The organism is Ectobacillus polymachus, from assembly GCF_048159605.1.
Classification (GTDB): domain Bacteria; phylum Bacillota; class Bacilli; order Bacillales; family Bacillaceae_G; genus Ectobacillus; species Ectobacillus polymachus.
Genome location: NZ_JBLREB010000001.1, coordinates 1,694,580 through 1,708,760, shown reverse-complemented (window position 1 = coordinate 1,708,760; position 14,181 = coordinate 1,694,580). Strand labels below are relative to the sequence as shown.

At 37.6% G+C, this 14,181-nt stretch carries 17 protein-coding genes and 1 other annotated feature (1 of these 18 cut by a window edge); of the genes, 15 read left to right on the top strand and 2 right to left on the bottom strand.

Annotated elements, in window-relative coordinates; genetic code table 11:
• Positions 1-72: a binding site (T-box leader), on the bottom strand; it reaches 160 nt to the left of the window's first position.
• 163 nt (positions 73-235) lie between these two features.
• From ACM5BR_RS08790 to ACM5BR_RS08775, 4 genes are all read left to right on the top strand, one after another.
• A complete protein-coding gene (locus tag ACM5BR_RS08790) occupies positions 236-367 on the top strand; it encodes a DUF4023 domain-containing protein (protein WP_416827333.1) in 132 nt (43 codons plus the stop codon).
• A gap of 349 nt (positions 368-716) precedes the next feature.
• Positions 717-2,024, top strand: coding sequence for an acyl-CoA thioester hydrolase/BAAT C-terminal domain-containing protein (locus ACM5BR_RS08785; RefSeq protein WP_416827331.1), 1,308 nt, complete (start codon positions 717-719; stop codon positions 2,022-2,024).
• A 232-nt stretch (positions 2,025-2,256) separates the two neighbouring features.
• Entirely contained in the window at positions 2,257-2,985 is a 729-nt protein-coding gene (gene sigK, locus ACM5BR_RS08780) for an RNA polymerase sporulation sigma factor SigK (RefSeq protein ID WP_416827330.1), read from the top strand.
• Between the two features lie 151 nt (positions 2,986-3,136).
• The gene (locus tag ACM5BR_RS08775) at positions 3,137-3,916 is read left to right on the top strand and encodes a phosphatidylserine decarboxylase (RefSeq protein ID WP_416827328.1); all 780 of its coding nucleotides are present in this window, start codon (positions 3,137-3,139) and stop codon (positions 3,914-3,916) included.
• A gap of 73 nt (positions 3,917-3,989) precedes the next feature.
• Here the strand turns inward: ACM5BR_RS08775 and ACM5BR_RS08770 are convergent, their stop codons facing one another.
• Entirely contained in the window at positions 3,990-4,154 is a 165-nt protein-coding gene (locus ACM5BR_RS08770) for a sporulation histidine kinase inhibitor Sda (protein ID WP_416827326.1), read from the bottom strand.
• A 314-nt stretch (positions 4,155-4,468) separates the two neighbouring features.
• Between ACM5BR_RS08770 and ACM5BR_RS08765 the strand changes: the two genes are divergently transcribed.
• Genes ACM5BR_RS08765 through ACM5BR_RS08730 form a run of 8 tightly spaced genes read left to right on the top strand, consistent with a single transcriptional unit; the run spans position 4,469 to position 9,481 of the window.
• Entirely contained in the window at positions 4,469-5,026 is a 558-nt protein-coding gene (locus tag ACM5BR_RS08765) for a YqeG family HAD IIIA-type phosphatase (protein ID WP_416827324.1), read from the top strand.
• The gene (gene yqeH / locus ACM5BR_RS08760) at positions 5,027-6,133 is read left to right on the top strand and encodes a ribosome biogenesis GTPase YqeH (RefSeq protein ID WP_416827322.1); all 1,107 of its coding nucleotides are present in this window, start codon (positions 5,027-5,029) and stop codon (positions 6,131-6,133) included.
• A 14-nt stretch (positions 6,134-6,147) separates the two neighbouring features.
• Positions 6,148-6,978, top strand: coding sequence for a shikimate dehydrogenase (aroE, locus tag ACM5BR_RS08755; RefSeq protein WP_416827320.1), 831 nt, complete (start codon positions 6,148-6,150; stop codon positions 6,976-6,978).
• 3 nt (positions 6,979-6,981) lie between these two features.
• Positions 6,982-7,272, top strand: a complete 291-nt coding sequence (gene yhbY, locus ACM5BR_RS08750; RefSeq protein ID WP_416827318.1) for a ribosome assembly RNA-binding protein YhbY — start codon at positions 6,982-6,984, stop codon at positions 7,270-7,272.
• The gene (locus tag ACM5BR_RS08745; protein ID WP_416827316.1) at positions 7,269-7,862 is read left to right on the top strand and encodes a nicotinate-nucleotide adenylyltransferase; all 594 of its coding nucleotides are present in this window, start codon (positions 7,269-7,271) and stop codon (positions 7,860-7,862) included. Before yhbY ends, ACM5BR_RS08745 begins: the two co-directional genes overlap by 4 nt.
• Positions 7,828-8,397 (top strand): bis(5'-nucleosyl)-tetraphosphatase (symmetrical) YqeK, encoded by a 570-nt coding sequence (gene yqeK, locus ACM5BR_RS08740; RefSeq protein WP_416827314.1) that lies wholly within the window; start codon positions 7,828-7,830, stop codon positions 8,395-8,397. The genes ACM5BR_RS08745 and yqeK overlap by 35 nt, the downstream gene beginning before the upstream one ends.
• Entirely contained in the window at positions 8,394-8,750 is a 357-nt protein-coding gene (gene rsfS, locus ACM5BR_RS08735; RefSeq protein WP_416827312.1) for a ribosome silencing factor, read from the top strand. Before yqeK ends, rsfS begins: the two co-directional genes overlap by 4 nt.
• On the top strand, positions 8,747-9,481 hold the full coding sequence (locus ACM5BR_RS08730) for a class I SAM-dependent DNA methyltransferase (protein ID WP_416827310.1): 735 nt from the start codon (positions 8,747-8,749) through the stop codon (positions 9,479-9,481). The genes rsfS and ACM5BR_RS08730 overlap by 4 nt, the downstream gene beginning before the upstream one ends.
• Before the next feature lie 213 nt (positions 9,482-9,694).
• Here ACM5BR_RS08730 and comER read toward each other — a convergent pair whose 3' ends face one another.
• Entirely contained in the window at positions 9,695-10,519 is an 825-nt protein-coding gene (gene comER / locus ACM5BR_RS08725) for a late competence protein ComER (protein ID WP_416827308.1), read from the bottom strand.
• A gap of 86 nt (positions 10,520-10,605) precedes the next feature.
• On the opposite strand from comER, the gene ACM5BR_RS08720 reads away from it, so the two are divergent.
• The 3 genes from ACM5BR_RS08720 to ACM5BR_RS08710 all read left to right on the top strand — a co-directional run bounded on the left by ACM5BR_RS08720 (position 10,606) and on the right by ACM5BR_RS08710 (position 14,175).
• Positions 10,606-11,193 (top strand): helix-hairpin-helix domain-containing protein, encoded by a 588-nt coding sequence (locus ACM5BR_RS08720; RefSeq protein ID WP_416827306.1) that lies wholly within the window; start codon positions 10,606-10,608, stop codon positions 11,191-11,193.
• Positions 11,194-11,256: 63 nt separating this feature from the next.
• A complete protein-coding gene (locus tag ACM5BR_RS08715) occupies positions 11,257-11,832 on the top strand; it encodes a ComE operon protein 2 (RefSeq protein WP_416827304.1) in 576 nt (191 codons plus the stop codon).
• Positions 11,833-11,859: 27 nt separating this feature from the next.
• On the top strand, positions 11,860-14,175 hold the full coding sequence (locus tag ACM5BR_RS08710; RefSeq protein ID WP_416827302.1) for a DNA internalization-related competence protein ComEC/Rec2: 2,316 nt from the start codon (positions 11,860-11,862) through the stop codon (positions 14,173-14,175).
• The last annotated feature ends 6 nt before the right edge of the window (positions 14,176-14,181 follow it).

Below are 14,181 nucleotides of genomic sequence, written 5' to 3'. Positions count from 1 at the left end.
CTGATTTTCACCAATCATCAGCTCTCTGCAACAGGGAAATAAGTATTACTAGTATCTATTCAACGCTTTTTATATAGAAGAATCGCTAAGTTCAAATAAGTATAATTAATCATAATTCTATATAAATATAATTGTCAAGAGGTTAATGTATTAGCAATGATTGTTAACAGACTGTATGCATGTAATTCCTAAAGGGTAAAGTAACAATAGGTTTAGTAAGAAAGGAGGGGAATGGATGGAGAATACACATGATTTTGTAGAGAAATTGCACGAAACACAAAAGAAGGACGAACAAAATAGAAAACGACAAGGCAAAGGAGATCCTGGGAAAAAGTTACCAAATAAGCGGCTTAATAAACAGAGTTAGACTCTGTGTCACAAATAGGAACGAGTGACTCAAAAGGGGTAACATCTCTTTTGAGTCGTATCGTAAAAAAGATTCAATTCACGATTGCTCCTATCAAAGCAGGTACCCCTTTTTTATAGTAATTGCTTTCCTCTATAAATTTGAAATTCTATTTTATTATAATTCATGCTTTTTTTACCGATTATTCACTTGAAGTTATCTTAGCTAAATAAACCTGTGCAACAATTTTATCATAAAATGACAAAATTATCCTTACACAAGAAAATATATGATAATATAAATGTTAAGTTAAGATTAACAATAAATAGACACGAATCCGATCTGATAGTGATAAAAAGGAGTGGAAATAATGGAAGCCATATTAGATAACTCTTTTGTGACTTTTTCTGTTCCAAAAAGTACTTTAGTGAATCAATCCTTCCCTATTTGCTTGTCTGGTTTTTCGCAAGGACAACACGTTACTATTAGAGCTAAAACAAAAGATGGAGAAAGAAAGATATTTGAATCGTATGCTACCTTTATTGCGGATATAGATGGGAACATCGATTCAAGTATTCAAAAGCCAATAAGCGGCACCTATGATGAAGTAGACTCTATGGGATTGTTTTGGTCCATGAAACCTGAGGATAAACGAAAAAATTCCTTTTTTATAAAAACAAAATCAACACCTCTTATTTATCAACTTACTGCAGAAGTTGATGGCAAAATGGTCGCTGAAACAGAAATAGAGCGTTTTTTTGTTTCTCCTACAGTTGCTAAAATGCAGGTGGAAGATAGTGATTTAATCGGTACTTTATATTATCCGAAAGATTCTCCACCGATTGCTGGTGTAATCGTATTGTCAGGTTCGGACGGTGGTTCACGAGAAGATGCTGCAGCTCTTCTCGCTGCACATGGATTTGCAGCATTAGCACTTCCTTATTTTGGCGTGGAGGATTTACCGAAGAATCTGATGAATATTCCGCTTGAATATTTCGGTAGAGCAATTCATTGGCTACAAGATCAGTCTTTTATTAGCAATGATCGGATTGGCGTAATCGGATTATCTCGAGGGGGAGAACTGGCCTTATTGCTTGGTACAAAGTACCCAGAAATCTCGGCCGTTATTGCTGCTTCTCCAAGTGCATATCATTATGCAGGTCTTAGCAATTTTCGACCGCAGCCCTATCCAAGTTGGACGTATCATAACGAGCCATTACATTATCTTAAATCTAAATTTGATATTGGCAGCATATTTAGATTTTATAAAAATCTAATCACAAGACAGCCCATTAGTAATTTGGCTGGATTTTACAAAACATTGAAAGATCGTACACAAACGGATGCAGCAAGTATACCTGTTGAGCACATAAAGGGATCTGTCATGCTTATTTCGGGAGGAGATGATCAATTGTGGCCATCTTCTCTCTTTGCGGAAACTGTCATGGAGAGGTTAGATGATTATAATCACCCTTACTCAAATATTCATCTACATTACAAAGATGCGGGGCATTTTTTATGTTTTCCGTACGTTTTACCAAATATACCTCCAAACATTATGATGTCTCCTTGGGGAGGAATGACCATTACTTTTGGTGGTAGTGACAAAGCAAATACGAAGTCATCCTTAGACTCTTGGCCAAAAATACTAGATTTTCTAAAGAAGAATCTAGCTTGAAAATAATCTACTAATAAATAGAACACAGAAAACTAATTTATTAGGTATATAAGTAATTTAGTGAGTCAACTCTTGGCATTAAAAAATCCGTCTCTACTGAGTCGGATTTTTTTCGTGCATCATGATATATTCGTAATCCTAAATAAATATAGTTTTTCCTTCTGTACAAACAAAGACATTCTCCTCGCTTCATACATATAATAACGAACACTAATTTAGCGGGGGTGAGAAAGTGAGTATGCTTGCCGCACTTGGGTACATGGTTCGGGAGTTATTTATGTTCGTCTCCTACGTAAAAAACAATGCCTTTCCACAGCCTCTGTCACCAGATGATGAGAAGAAATATTTAGAGCTAATGGAACATGGTGATACCCATGCTAGGAATGTATTAATCGAGCATAATTTACGATTGGTAGCTCACATCGTCAAGAAATTTGAAAATACAGGCGAAGATGCAGAAGATTTAATCTCCATTGGAACAATTGGATTAATTAAGGGAATTGAAAGCTATTCCCAAAGTAAAGGAACAAAGCTGGCAACGTATGCAGCACGATGTATTGAGAATGAAATCCTTATGCATTTGCGAGCATTAAAAAAGACAAAGAAGGATATTTCATTACATGATCCCATTGGACAGGATAAAGAAGGGAATGAAATTTCGTTAATTGACATATTGAAATCTGAGTCGGATGATGTAATTGATACCATTCAGCTCAGCATGGAGCTAGAAAAAATACGTGAGTTTATTGATATATTAGATGAACGGGAAAAAGAAGTGATTGTAAATCGGTTTGGGCTAGGCTTGGATAAAGAAAAAACGCAGCGTGAAATTGCTAAGGCGTTAGGAATATCTCGCAGCTATGTGTCTAGAATTGAAAAGAGAGCGTTAATGAAGATGTTCCATGAATTTATTCGATCAGAAAAAGACAAAAAAGGGAAACATGAAGGAGGCTTCCTTTAGTAGTAAGATTCATCTCTTTATGGAAGCGGACAAAGTTTTCTAATATAATAGCACATAGTAAGATTTTAAGTATCAGTGTAATGGTTCATAGATCGAGGTGACTTACGCGTGAGGTCACCTCGTTATGAAAGCCCGATAGGAGGATAGATCGTTGCGACAAGTTTTTTATCGATTGTTAATAGAATTGACAAATGGTCGTTTTACTTCATATGTATTGCGAAAGTTTGCACAGTCGCGTTTAAGTGCATATGTGATTCCATCATATGCACGGACGTATCAAATTAACAAAAATGAAATGGAAAAGGACCTGCAGAGTTATCGTACATTACATGAACTGTTTACCAGACGCTTAAAGGATGGTATGAGGCAGATTGATACAGCTCCAAATTCCATTGTGAGTCCCGTTGACGGTGTACTCGAAGATTATGGTTATATATCAGTGGATCGAGATTTTGTTATTAAAGGCAAGCATTATTCCATCGCTGAGATGCTAGGAAATGAAGAACGGGCTAGTCGGTATATAAATGGAACCTATTTTGTGCTTTATTTAAGTCCGAGCCACTATCATCGTATTCATAGCCCTCTGACAGGCCGTGTTCTGGAACGTTATTCATTAGGACGCAAGTCGTACCCTGTGAATCGACTTGGAATAAAGTATGGCAAAGAGCCGTTAAGTAAAAATTATCGAATGATTACTGAACTCAGCTGTGAAGGAAAGCGATCAGCTATAGTGAAGGTTGGAGCAATGTTTGTAAATAGTATCGAGCTATTGCATGAACGAGAATCTCTTCAAAAGGGTGAAGAAATAGCCTATTTCACATTTGGATCAACCGTTGTGCTTCTTTTTGAAGCTGGAATGATAAACGTTGCTAGCTCTTTGCAGAAAGGACAACCTATTGTTGTTGGACAGGTTATTGCTCAAATTGTATAGGAAAAGGTTGTAAAGAAGGCGTAATTATGATAGAAAGAAAGGTGTTCAAAAATAAGCAGTTTGATTTGCCTTGTTAATTCATTATCTTTTGGGTTACATAAGTTGGCTTATGAAGCTTGTCCCTTAACGAACGACGAATCATTTCCTGTTTAATGAGGAGAATAAACTCAGGATTTAAATTTAGTTCTTTTGCTTTATAATAAGATTCAGTGAGCAATGCATCTGATAGCTTTTCCATCTTTCTGGCACCTCCTAAAAATTATTATTTCTAGTGGTTTAAATGTACCAGAAATTTCCTTTTGCTACAATTAGGCGGTTATCCACATAGCTTCGTGGATAACCTGTGAAGAAAATGTGTGTAATGTCACAATGTGGTGATTTAATAAGTGTGGAAATTGTGTACAAGTTTATCCACAATGTTGGTTAAAAAGAATGTTGTCGAAACATTTCCTTATTTTTTTAGTTCTATTCATGTATGCGTTAGAATTTATTTTTCCTAAGAACCGCCAGAACAAGAAAAAGGAATGGCAGACAAATTTGTTATGGAGAGGGATGGCTATACCCTATTTCCTTATAGAAGAGGTGGTATTTTTGTTAAAGCTGTTTTTACCGAACGAATTTGTGAAAAATGTATACGACATTTCACCAGAAAAGCTAAAGCAACGGGGCGTGAAAGGAATCATTACCGATTTAGATAACACGTTAATCGAATGGAATCGTCCGAATGCCACACCAAAGCTTATCGAATGGCTTACTAGTATGCGTGAGAATGGCATAAAGGTAACGATTGTTTCGAATAACAAGGAAGAACGAGTGAAATTATTTTCAGATCCGTTGCAAGTTCCATTTATTCATCGTGCTAAAAAGCCATTTCTTACAGCATTTCAACGTGCACTTAACACGATGGAATTAAAGCGTGAGGAAGTTGTAGTTATCGGCGATCAGTTGTTAACAGATATTCTAGGAGGAAATCGTCTGAATCTGTATACGATTCTCGTGGTTCCAGTTGCAAGCTCAGATGGATGGACAACTCGGGTTAATAGAATGATTGAAAGACGTATAATGAAGAGTTTAAAAAGACATGGTTATATTCAGTGGGAGGAATCGTGATTGGAAGAAGTATTAAAATGTGTAGGCTGCGGTGCAGTTATTCAAACAGAACATCCTAAAGAAATTGGGTACGCACCTCCCTCTTCTTTAGAGAAAGATCATGTAGTGTGTATGCGTTGCTTTCGTCTAAAGCATTACAATGAAATACAAGATGTTTCCCTTACAGATGATGATTTTCTTCGAATTCTAAATGGCATAGGCCAAAGCGATGCGCTTGTTATTAAACTTGTAGATATTTTCGATTTTAATGGAAGCTGGCTTCCTGGTCTCCACCGATTTGTCGGTCAAAATCCAGTACTTCTTGTAGGAAATAAGGTAGATCTGCTTCCGAAAGCAGTAAAACCGCAAAAACTGATTCATTGGATGAAGTATAGTGCAAAGCAGCTCGGTCTGAAGCCGCTAGATGTATTCGTCATTAGTGCTCACACTGGAAATGGAGTTGCTGAGCTTGCTGGGGCAATCGAGACGTATCGCCAAGGAAGAGATGTATACGTAGTAGGATGTACGAATGTTGGAAAATCAACCTTTATCAATCGTATTATTAAAGACTTTGGTAATGTAAATGAAAATGTTATTACGACGTCTCATTTTCCTGGGACAACACTTGATATAATTGATATCCCTCTTGATCATACGACATCATTATATGATACACCTGGAATTATCAATCATCATCAAATGGCCCATTATGTTAACAAGAAGAGCTTAAAGACCATTACGCCTTCTAAAGAAGTGAAAGCAATGGTGTTTCAATTAAATGAACAACAAACCTTATTCTTTGGAGGAATGGCTCGTTTTGATTATGTAAGCGGTGGACGGCGTTCGTTTGTCTGCTACGTTTCTAATGCAGTGCATATACACCGTACGAAGCTAGAGAAGGCAGATGAAGTGTATGCAAAGCATCTTGGGGAACTACTTAGTCCGCCGTTCCCGGAAGAGGTTGAAACGTTTCCAGAGCTCGTGCGACATGAATTTGTCATCCATGAACCTAAAATGGATGTTGTAATATCGGGGTTAGGTTGGATTACAATTAATGAACCGGGTGCTAAAATTGCCATTCATGTTCCGAAGGGAGTTAGTGCTTCTATCCGGAAATCTTTAATATAAAGGTGGAGATCAGTTTGAAGCTATATGGAGTTATAGGTAATCCTATTGGTCATTCCTTATCGCCTCTTATACACAATGATGCATTTTCGTCCTTACAAATAGATGCTCATTATCATGCTTTTCGGATAGAGGAGGATAAGCTTGCTGATGCGGTGAAAGGATTTAGGGCCACAGAGATAGCTGGATTCAATGTAACGATTCCTCATAAAGTAGCGATCATGCAATATCTTGATTCTGTTGATGATTTAGCGAAGCAAATTGGTGCAGTGAATACAGTTGTAAACAAGGATGGACAGTTAATCGGTTATAATACAGATGGAACTGGTTATGTACGAGCCCTAGAATCCATTGCAGGAGATTCCTTAAGTCAGAAACGCGTATTGCTTATCGGTGCCGGCGGTGCATGTCGTGCTATTTATTTCACGCTTGCATCGAAGGGGATAACACAAATTGATATTGCAAATCGAACGATTTCTCGTGCTCAAGATTTAATAGACTCCTGTCATTATCAAACTTCTTCTTATGCTGTTTCATTAGAAGAAGCATTACAAAATGAGCAATCATACGATATTATTGTCAATACGACATCGGTTGGCATGTACCCACATGTTGAGGATTCACCTTTTTCAATTCAAGAGCTCAAACAAGGGGCAATTGTAACGGATATTATTTATAATCCATTTCAAACTACGTTTTTAACAGAAGCAAAACGAGCTGGAGCCATTGTGCAAAACGGAGTCGATATGTTTGTCTATCAAGGAGCATTAGCCTTTCAGCTTTGGACGGGGAAATGGCCGAATGTGGAACGAATGAAACAGCTCGTAATAACAAAACTTGGAGGATAAAAAATGTTAACAGGAAAACAAAAAAGATTTTTACGGGCGCAGGCTCATCATTTATCACCTATATTTCAGGTTGGTAAAGGCGGCGTAAATGAAAATATGGTAAAACAAATTGGTGAAGCATTAGAAGTACGGGAATTAATTAAAGTGAGTGTTTTACAAAATTGTGAATATGACCGCTATGAGGTTTCAGAGGAATTAGCTACTGGTGCACAAGCTGAGCTTGTACAAGTGATTGGAGGCAGTATTGTACTATATAAAGAATCAGCTGAGCATAAGAAAATCACATTGCCATGAATAGAATCGGCATTATCGGTGGTACATTCGATCCTCCGCATAACGGTCATCTTCTCATAGCAAATGAAGTGTACCATGCGTTGCAACTTGATGAGATTTGGTTCGTACCAAACAAAATACCACCACATAAACTCGAAAAGGATGTAGTGAGTACCCATCATCGAGTAAAGATGTTAAAGCTAGCTATTGAACACGAACCGCATTTTTCAATTTGTCTCATTGAATTAGAAAGGCAAGGCCCATCCTACACGTATGATACTGTGATACAATTAAAGAAGAATTGTCCTGACAAGCAATTTTATTTTATTATCGGCGGGGATATGGTAGAGTATTTGCCTAAATGGCATAAAATAGATGAATTACTTCAGCTTATTCAATTTGTAGGAGTAACAAGACCAGGATACTCTCTTCATACACCTTATGCTATTAAAAAAATAGAGATTCCAGAATTTGCAGTATCTTCTTCTTTTATACGCGACCGATTTTCGGATGGTGGAACGACTAAATATTTGCTGCCTGAGAAGGTGCAAACTTATATTGAGAGGAATGGATTATATGGAGCGGGAACAGGCGTTAGCTATCGTACGTAAGCAGATGCATGAGAAGCGCTATATTCATACCATTGGTGTGATGGAGACGGCTGTTCTATTGGCTGAGAAATATGATGTAGATACAAAAAAAGCTGAAATGGCAGCCATTTTTCATGACTATGCAAAATGCAGATCGATTCGAGAAATGGAAGAAATAATTATCCGTGAACATATGTCTCTGGATTTACTAGATCATAATAAAGAGCTTTGGCATGCCCCGGTAGGAGCTTATCTTGTTGCAAAGGAAGTAGGAATCAAGGATCATGACATCCTACAGGCGATTATGTATCATACGAGCGGCCATGAACATATGACGATGCTTGACAGGGTTATTTGGCTAGCAGATTATATTGAACCTGGACGGAAGTTTCCAGGGGTAGATGAAGTTCGAGCCCTAGCCTGGCAGGATATTAATCAAGCTTTACTCCAAGCATTAAAGAACACGATTTCATTTTTAATGGAGCGTAATCAAAGAATTTACCCGTTAACAGTAAAAACATATAATGCAATACTCAAGGAGGAATTTATTGGATGAATCAACACGAGTTATTATCCGTGGTAGCGAAAGCTGCTGATGATAAAAAAGCAGAAGATATTATAGCATTAAATATGAAAGGAGTATCTCCTTTCACTGATTATTTTATAATTTGTCAAGCGAATTCTGATAAGCAGGTGCAAGCTATTGCCAGGGAAATGAAAGAAAAAGTACAAGAGAGTGGATATGAAATCAAGCAGATAGAAGGTTTTGATGAAGGACGCTGGGTACTTGTAGATATGGGGGAGGTTGTTGCCCACGTTTTCCATCGTGACGAACGCAGCTATTATAATTTAGAACGACTTTGGGGCGATGTACCACGCGAAGACATTTTGAAAGAAGCTGAACAATGAGATACGAGCAGTTTGCGTTACTGTATGATGAATTGATGAATGATATTCCCTATGAAAAATGGATTCAATTTGTCGAAATGAAAAAGCAAGAAGTTCATGTTTCTGGTAAAACGTTATTAGATGTTGGATGTGGGACAGGAAATATTGCATTGCCGCTTGCTGAAAAAGGATACGATGTGACGGGTGTTGATTTATCGGAAGAAATGTTGACGATTGCACAGCATAAACTAGTTGATTTTTCTATACCTTTATATCAGCAAGATATGAGAGAACTAGAATTACCGGAAAAGTATGATATCATTACAATCTTTTGTGATTCATTAAATTATGTAACAGATGAAGAGGGAGTTAAGCAAACATTTGCCCGTATTTATCATCATTTGCAGGATAAGGGCTTGTTTTTATTTGATGTTCACTCATTGTATAAAATTCATCATATTTTTGAAAATGAGACATTCACGATTAATGAAGAGCAGCTTGCGCTTATCTGGAACTGTTTTCCTGGTGAAATGAAAGATAGCATTGAGCATGAGCTATCATTTTTTGTGAAAGAACCGAATGATGAAACGTTCGTTCGTTTTGAAGAGTTTCATGTCCAACGAGCATACGAAATCGCAAGCTTACAAAAATGGTTAGAGGAAATTGGATTTTCTATTGTTAGTATAACAGATCTTGAAATGAATCCTGTTTCTGAGAAAACAGAGCGCATTTTCTTTGCTGCAGTAAAGTGAAACTTCAATGTGAAAGAGGAATGAAACTAATTTTGTTTCATTCCTCTTTTTTCTAATCAGTTTTATTGTAAAATCACACTCACTTTCAATTTTACAAAGTAATCTTTACATCTTGTAAAGTTAGAGTACGGAAAAAGGTGGTTTTTCCCGTACATATAGCGTTATTTACAAAATTAGCCAAGGAGGAAATGAAATGTATACGGAGAACCTATGCTAGGATCTCTTAAATTGTTTTATTATTTCTTGCCTATCTTCTTCGTACTTTGCATGTGTACGATTGAAAAGATGTTTGAACATGTCTCCTAGCTCATTTTCCATAATTTTAATTCCTTCCCCCGTTATACCGCCTTTTACACAAACTTTTTGCTGAAGGGAGGGTAAAGAAAAATATTTTTTTTCAAGCAGTGCACCCATACCGATTAGCATTCCACTTGCTAATGTGGTTGCTTGCTCATGGGTGATATCTGTTTCGCTTACAGCAGCGTGAATAAATTGCTGCAGTAAATAACTAAAGAATGCCGGTCCGCAGCTTACAATATCAGAAGCAACTCTCGTTACATTTTCCTCAATCTCAATTGGTGTTGAGATCGATTGAAAGAGAGCATAGAGGATCGTTCGCCATTCTTTACTACAAGAACCTCCAAAGGTAAAAAGCGAAATTCCTGATAATGCTCGGTTTGTTATGCTTGGAATGATACGAGCTACATGAGATGATACCACAGATTCAAGTTGTGATACCTCGACAGGGCTTGTAATGGAAACTAGGCATTTCTCTTTTGTAAACAGTGTCCTATGTTGCTTTAAAATTGGATATATTTCATGAGGCTTCACACAGATGAAAATGATATTACTCTGGATAATAAGTTCTTCTATAGACGCTGCAATATGAATGGAAGGATATTTTTTTTTCAAGTCATATGCTTTAGATAAAGTACGATTAATAATATTGAAACACGAAGGCTCGATTGTATGAGCATCCACGAACGAATCTATTAAGAGGGTACCCATATTTCCTGTTCCTATCACTCCTATGTTCAATATTGCATCCCCTCCTTCGTAACGGTTTTCTCCTAAACAATATGAAGCGTGCCGCCAATTTATGAAGATTACTGGAAAAGGAGTGCATGAATATCGAAAAAATCAAAAAATGGGGAATGATTTTGGTCGGCGCACTTGTCGTCATCGGTATGTTTTACTCGAATACAAAAGGGAATCAGAGTCAAATTCCCCAGGCCGTTACAAAGCCGACAGTAGAAAAAATAGAAAAAACGAAAGATAAGAGTGAGCCGGTTAAACAAGAAAACATTGTCATTGATATTAAAGGAGCTGTAAAGTTTGAAGGAGTCTATGAAATGTCGCAAGGGGATCGTGTACAGAAAGCTATTGAAAAGGCAGGTGGATTTTTACCAGAGGCAGATAAAACGAAGGTCAACCTAGCTCAATTTGTGCAAGACCAAATGCTTCTGTATATTCCTCGCGTTGGCGAACAGGGCGTAGCAATGGAGAAGCAAGGGAAGAAAAAGGTTGCTATAAATATTGCTACGAAGGAGGACATTGAAAGCATTGTTGGAATTGGACCGACAAAGGCCGATAGCATCATTCGATATCGAGAGCAGAATGGACCGTTTCAAAAAATAGAGGATCTTCTTAAGGTTAATGGGATTGGAGAAAAAACACTTGAAAAAATGAAAGAAGAAATTATTGTACCATAATGGATTGACGATATTTCAACTATATAGGTAAACTTAAAAGAAAAAGATAAGGCGGGAAATATAATGGAGCGAATTTCTTGGGATCAATATTTTATGACACAAAGCTATGTTTTATCGCTAAGAAGTACATGTACAAGATTAACGGTAGGGGCCACAATTGTTCGTGACAAACGGATTATAGCAGGCGGCTATAACGGGTCCATTACAGGAGGGGATCACTGCATTGATGAAGGATGCTATGTCATTGATAATCATTGTGTTCGAACGATCCATGCTGAAATGAATGCCCTTTTACAATGTGCCAAATTTGGTGTAAAAACAGAAGGTGCGGAAATTTACGTAACACATTTTCCTTGCCTTCCTTGCTGTAAGGCTATTATTCAAAGTGGAATTTCTGCTGTTTACTATGCTGAAGATTATAAAAACCATCCCTATGCAATGGAATTATATGAACAGGCTAATGTGAAGGTTCGTCAAGTACCAATAAAATACACAATCACATCATTACAAGAAATAGATCAGTTACATCAGCTGAAGCAATTGCTAGAATCATCCAAAGTAGAAGATGAACAGCACGCAATCGAATTGTTGCAGCAAGCGAAGAAACTTGCAGCAGGTACAGACAATACTGAAAATTGAATTTTAATACAAAAGGGTGGATGATAATTGCGAGGACAGTGGGGGTATGTTGCAATATCTGTCATGTTAGCGATTACGTCAGCACATTTTCATTTTGCATTTCTGAGTATTGTTGCTGATTTGACTTATTGCATATTCGCGTTTGTCATGCTATCGAAACGAATATGGATTCTCTGTCTGGTGGTTTTTTTCTCTTCCTATTTGTACATGAGTTTTGTTGAAAAAAATAATATTACCCATCTGTCTCCATCTTTTTCTCAGTTTATCGGCACGGTAGAAGTTTCTCCGCAAATAGACGGTGATAGGATGTTCCTTTTTGTGAAGACAGAGCAAGGTGAGATGCTTCGATTAACGTATGTATTTTCTTCAAGGGAAGAGAAGGAAACATGGACACATCTGCAACCAGGAACAACTTGTTCCTTTTCAGGTAAATTGGAAGAGCCCTCTGCCATGCGAAATGAGGGTGCGTTTAACTACCGGGAGTATTTGTATCATCAGCGTATTCATCACGTGTTTCGTGCTTCTTCCCTCGACTCCTGCCATAAGGAACAAGTAAGTTTCATCCATTGGTTATATACCATTCGCCAATCTGCCATAAGCTATGTACAAGCTACCTTTCCACTGGAGGCAGTTGGCTTTATGAATGCCCTTCTTTATGGTGACCGTGAGCAGTTGTCTAGTGAAATAGAAGATCAATATCAGCAGCTAGGTCTGATTCATTTGCTTGCCATATCTGGCTCTCATATTAGCTTTCTAGCCGTGATGTGTCTGTTTGTTATGCTGCGAGTAGGGTTTACTAGAGAAACGGCTACAGTTTTACTCCTTCTCGTCGTCCCATTGTATATGTTTATGGCTGGTGCTTCCGCCTCAGTTGTGCGGGCTTCTATTATGGCCGTTTTTGTCTTCACGTGTTTACTTTTTTCTAAGCGTCTATCTGGAATGGATGCGCTTAGTTTAACCGCAATCACGATGGTAATTTGGAATCCTTATGTATTGTTTGATATTGGGTTTCAGTATTCTTTTCTTTCAACTGCTATCCTGTTGTTATCAACGCGGGTCATTCTTACTGGGAACCCTATCAAAGCAGCGTGGAATCTCGCCCTTGCTGCACAGCTTTCCTCTATACCAATTACTCTCCATTATTTCGGCCGTTTGTCTCCTTACAGTCTGTTACTTAATTTGATATATGTGCCGTACCTTACATTTGTTATTATGCCGCTTGCCCTTTTGGTCCTTATCGTATCGTTTCTTATTCCTTCTGTTCCTTTTTTTACAACTTTGTTAGTATGGTGTATTTCTATTTCCAATGATTTACTAAAATGGTGTAATAGCTTGCCTTTCTTACAGCTAACATTCGGACATTCTTCTGTATGGTTAACCTGTTTGTATAGCATATGTATTTTGTTTTTATTTTTAGCTTGGGAAGGGAAAATAGGGAGATCTTATTTTACGCATAGTATTGTGTGTGTCGTTTTAATTGCCAGCTTTCATTATATATCACCGTATTTAAATCCAAATGGACTCGTTACCTTTATTGATGTAGGTCAGGGGGAGTCAATTTTAATTCGTCTCCCCTATAATAAAGCAACCTATCTCATTGATACTGGTGGAATGATATCCTTTCCTAAAGAAGAATGGCAAAAGAGAAAACGAACATACTCCGTGGGAGAAAACGTAGTTCTTCCCTATTTGTATCATCTTGGTATTAAAAAAATTGACAAGCTTATTTTAACGCATGGCGATGTCGATCACATTGGGGCTGCAAATGAAATTTTAAATGGTATTGCAATTGGTGAATTGATGGTGGGCAAAAAAAAGAGTCCTTCCATACAAGAAGAGGAAATCATTCATTTGGCAAGAGAAAAGAATGTGAGGGTACGTGAAATACAAGATGGATATACGTGGAATGATGACGGCGTCGCGACATTTACAATCCTATCGCCGACTGGTGATGAAACGAAGGACAATAACCAATCAATCGTTCTTTATACAAAGCTTGGAGGGCTACAATGGCTGTTTACAGGTGATTTGGAAGAAGAGGGAGAAAAACAAATAATGGATCGTTATCCGGGTTTACATGTGAATGTATTAAAAGTAGGGCATCATGGTAGCAAATCATCTACCTCAGAGGCTTTTGTTCAAATGCTGCAGCCAACTACTGCTATTATTTCTGTAGGGCAGAAAAATCGATACGGTCATCCTCATAAGGAAGTGCTTGATAGACTAAATAAGCATAACATAACGATTTGGCGTACTGATGAAGAAGGAGCAATTACCTTCACATTTAAAGGAGACATGGGAACATTTCGAAGTATGGTGCCATATGATGGAATGAAGGAATAAAGAATA

Coding starts and splice junctions, on each gene's coding strand:
- ACM5BR_RS08770 (WP_416827326.1), bottom strand. CDS start 4,154: ATGGAAAAGCTATCAGATGCATTGCTCACTGAATCTTATTATAAAGCA.
- rsfS (WP_416827312.1), top strand. CDS start 8,394: ATGAATCAACACGAGTTATTATCCGTGGTAGCGAAAGCTGCTGATGAT.
- ACM5BR_RS08730 (WP_416827310.1), top strand. CDS start 8,747: ATGAGATACGAGCAGTTTGCGTTACTGTATGATGAATTGATGAATGAT.
- ACM5BR_RS08765 (WP_416827324.1), top strand. CDS start 4,469: ATGGCTATACCCTATTTCCTTATAGAAGAGGTGGTATTTTTGTTAAAG.
- ACM5BR_RS08785 (WP_416827331.1), top strand. CDS start 717: ATGGAAGCCATATTAGATAACTCTTTTGTGACTTTTTCTGTTCCAAAA.
- ACM5BR_RS08720 (WP_416827306.1), top strand. CDS start 10,606: ATGAATATCGAAAAAATCAAAAAATGGGGAATGATTTTGGTCGGCGCA.
- ACM5BR_RS08790 (WP_416827333.1), top strand. CDS start 236: ATGGAGAATACACATGATTTTGTAGAGAAATTGCACGAAACACAAAAG.
- yqeK (WP_416827314.1), top strand. CDS start 7,828: ATGGAGCGGGAACAGGCGTTAGCTATCGTACGTAAGCAGATGCATGAG.
- yhbY (WP_416827318.1), top strand. CDS start 6,982: ATGTTAACAGGAAAACAAAAAAGATTTTTACGGGCGCAGGCTCATCAT.
- ACM5BR_RS08745 (WP_416827316.1), top strand. CDS start 7,269: ATGAATAGAATCGGCATTATCGGTGGTACATTCGATCCTCCGCATAAC.
- ACM5BR_RS08715 (WP_416827304.1), top strand. CDS start 11,257: ATGGAGCGAATTTCTTGGGATCAATATTTTATGACACAAAGCTATGTT.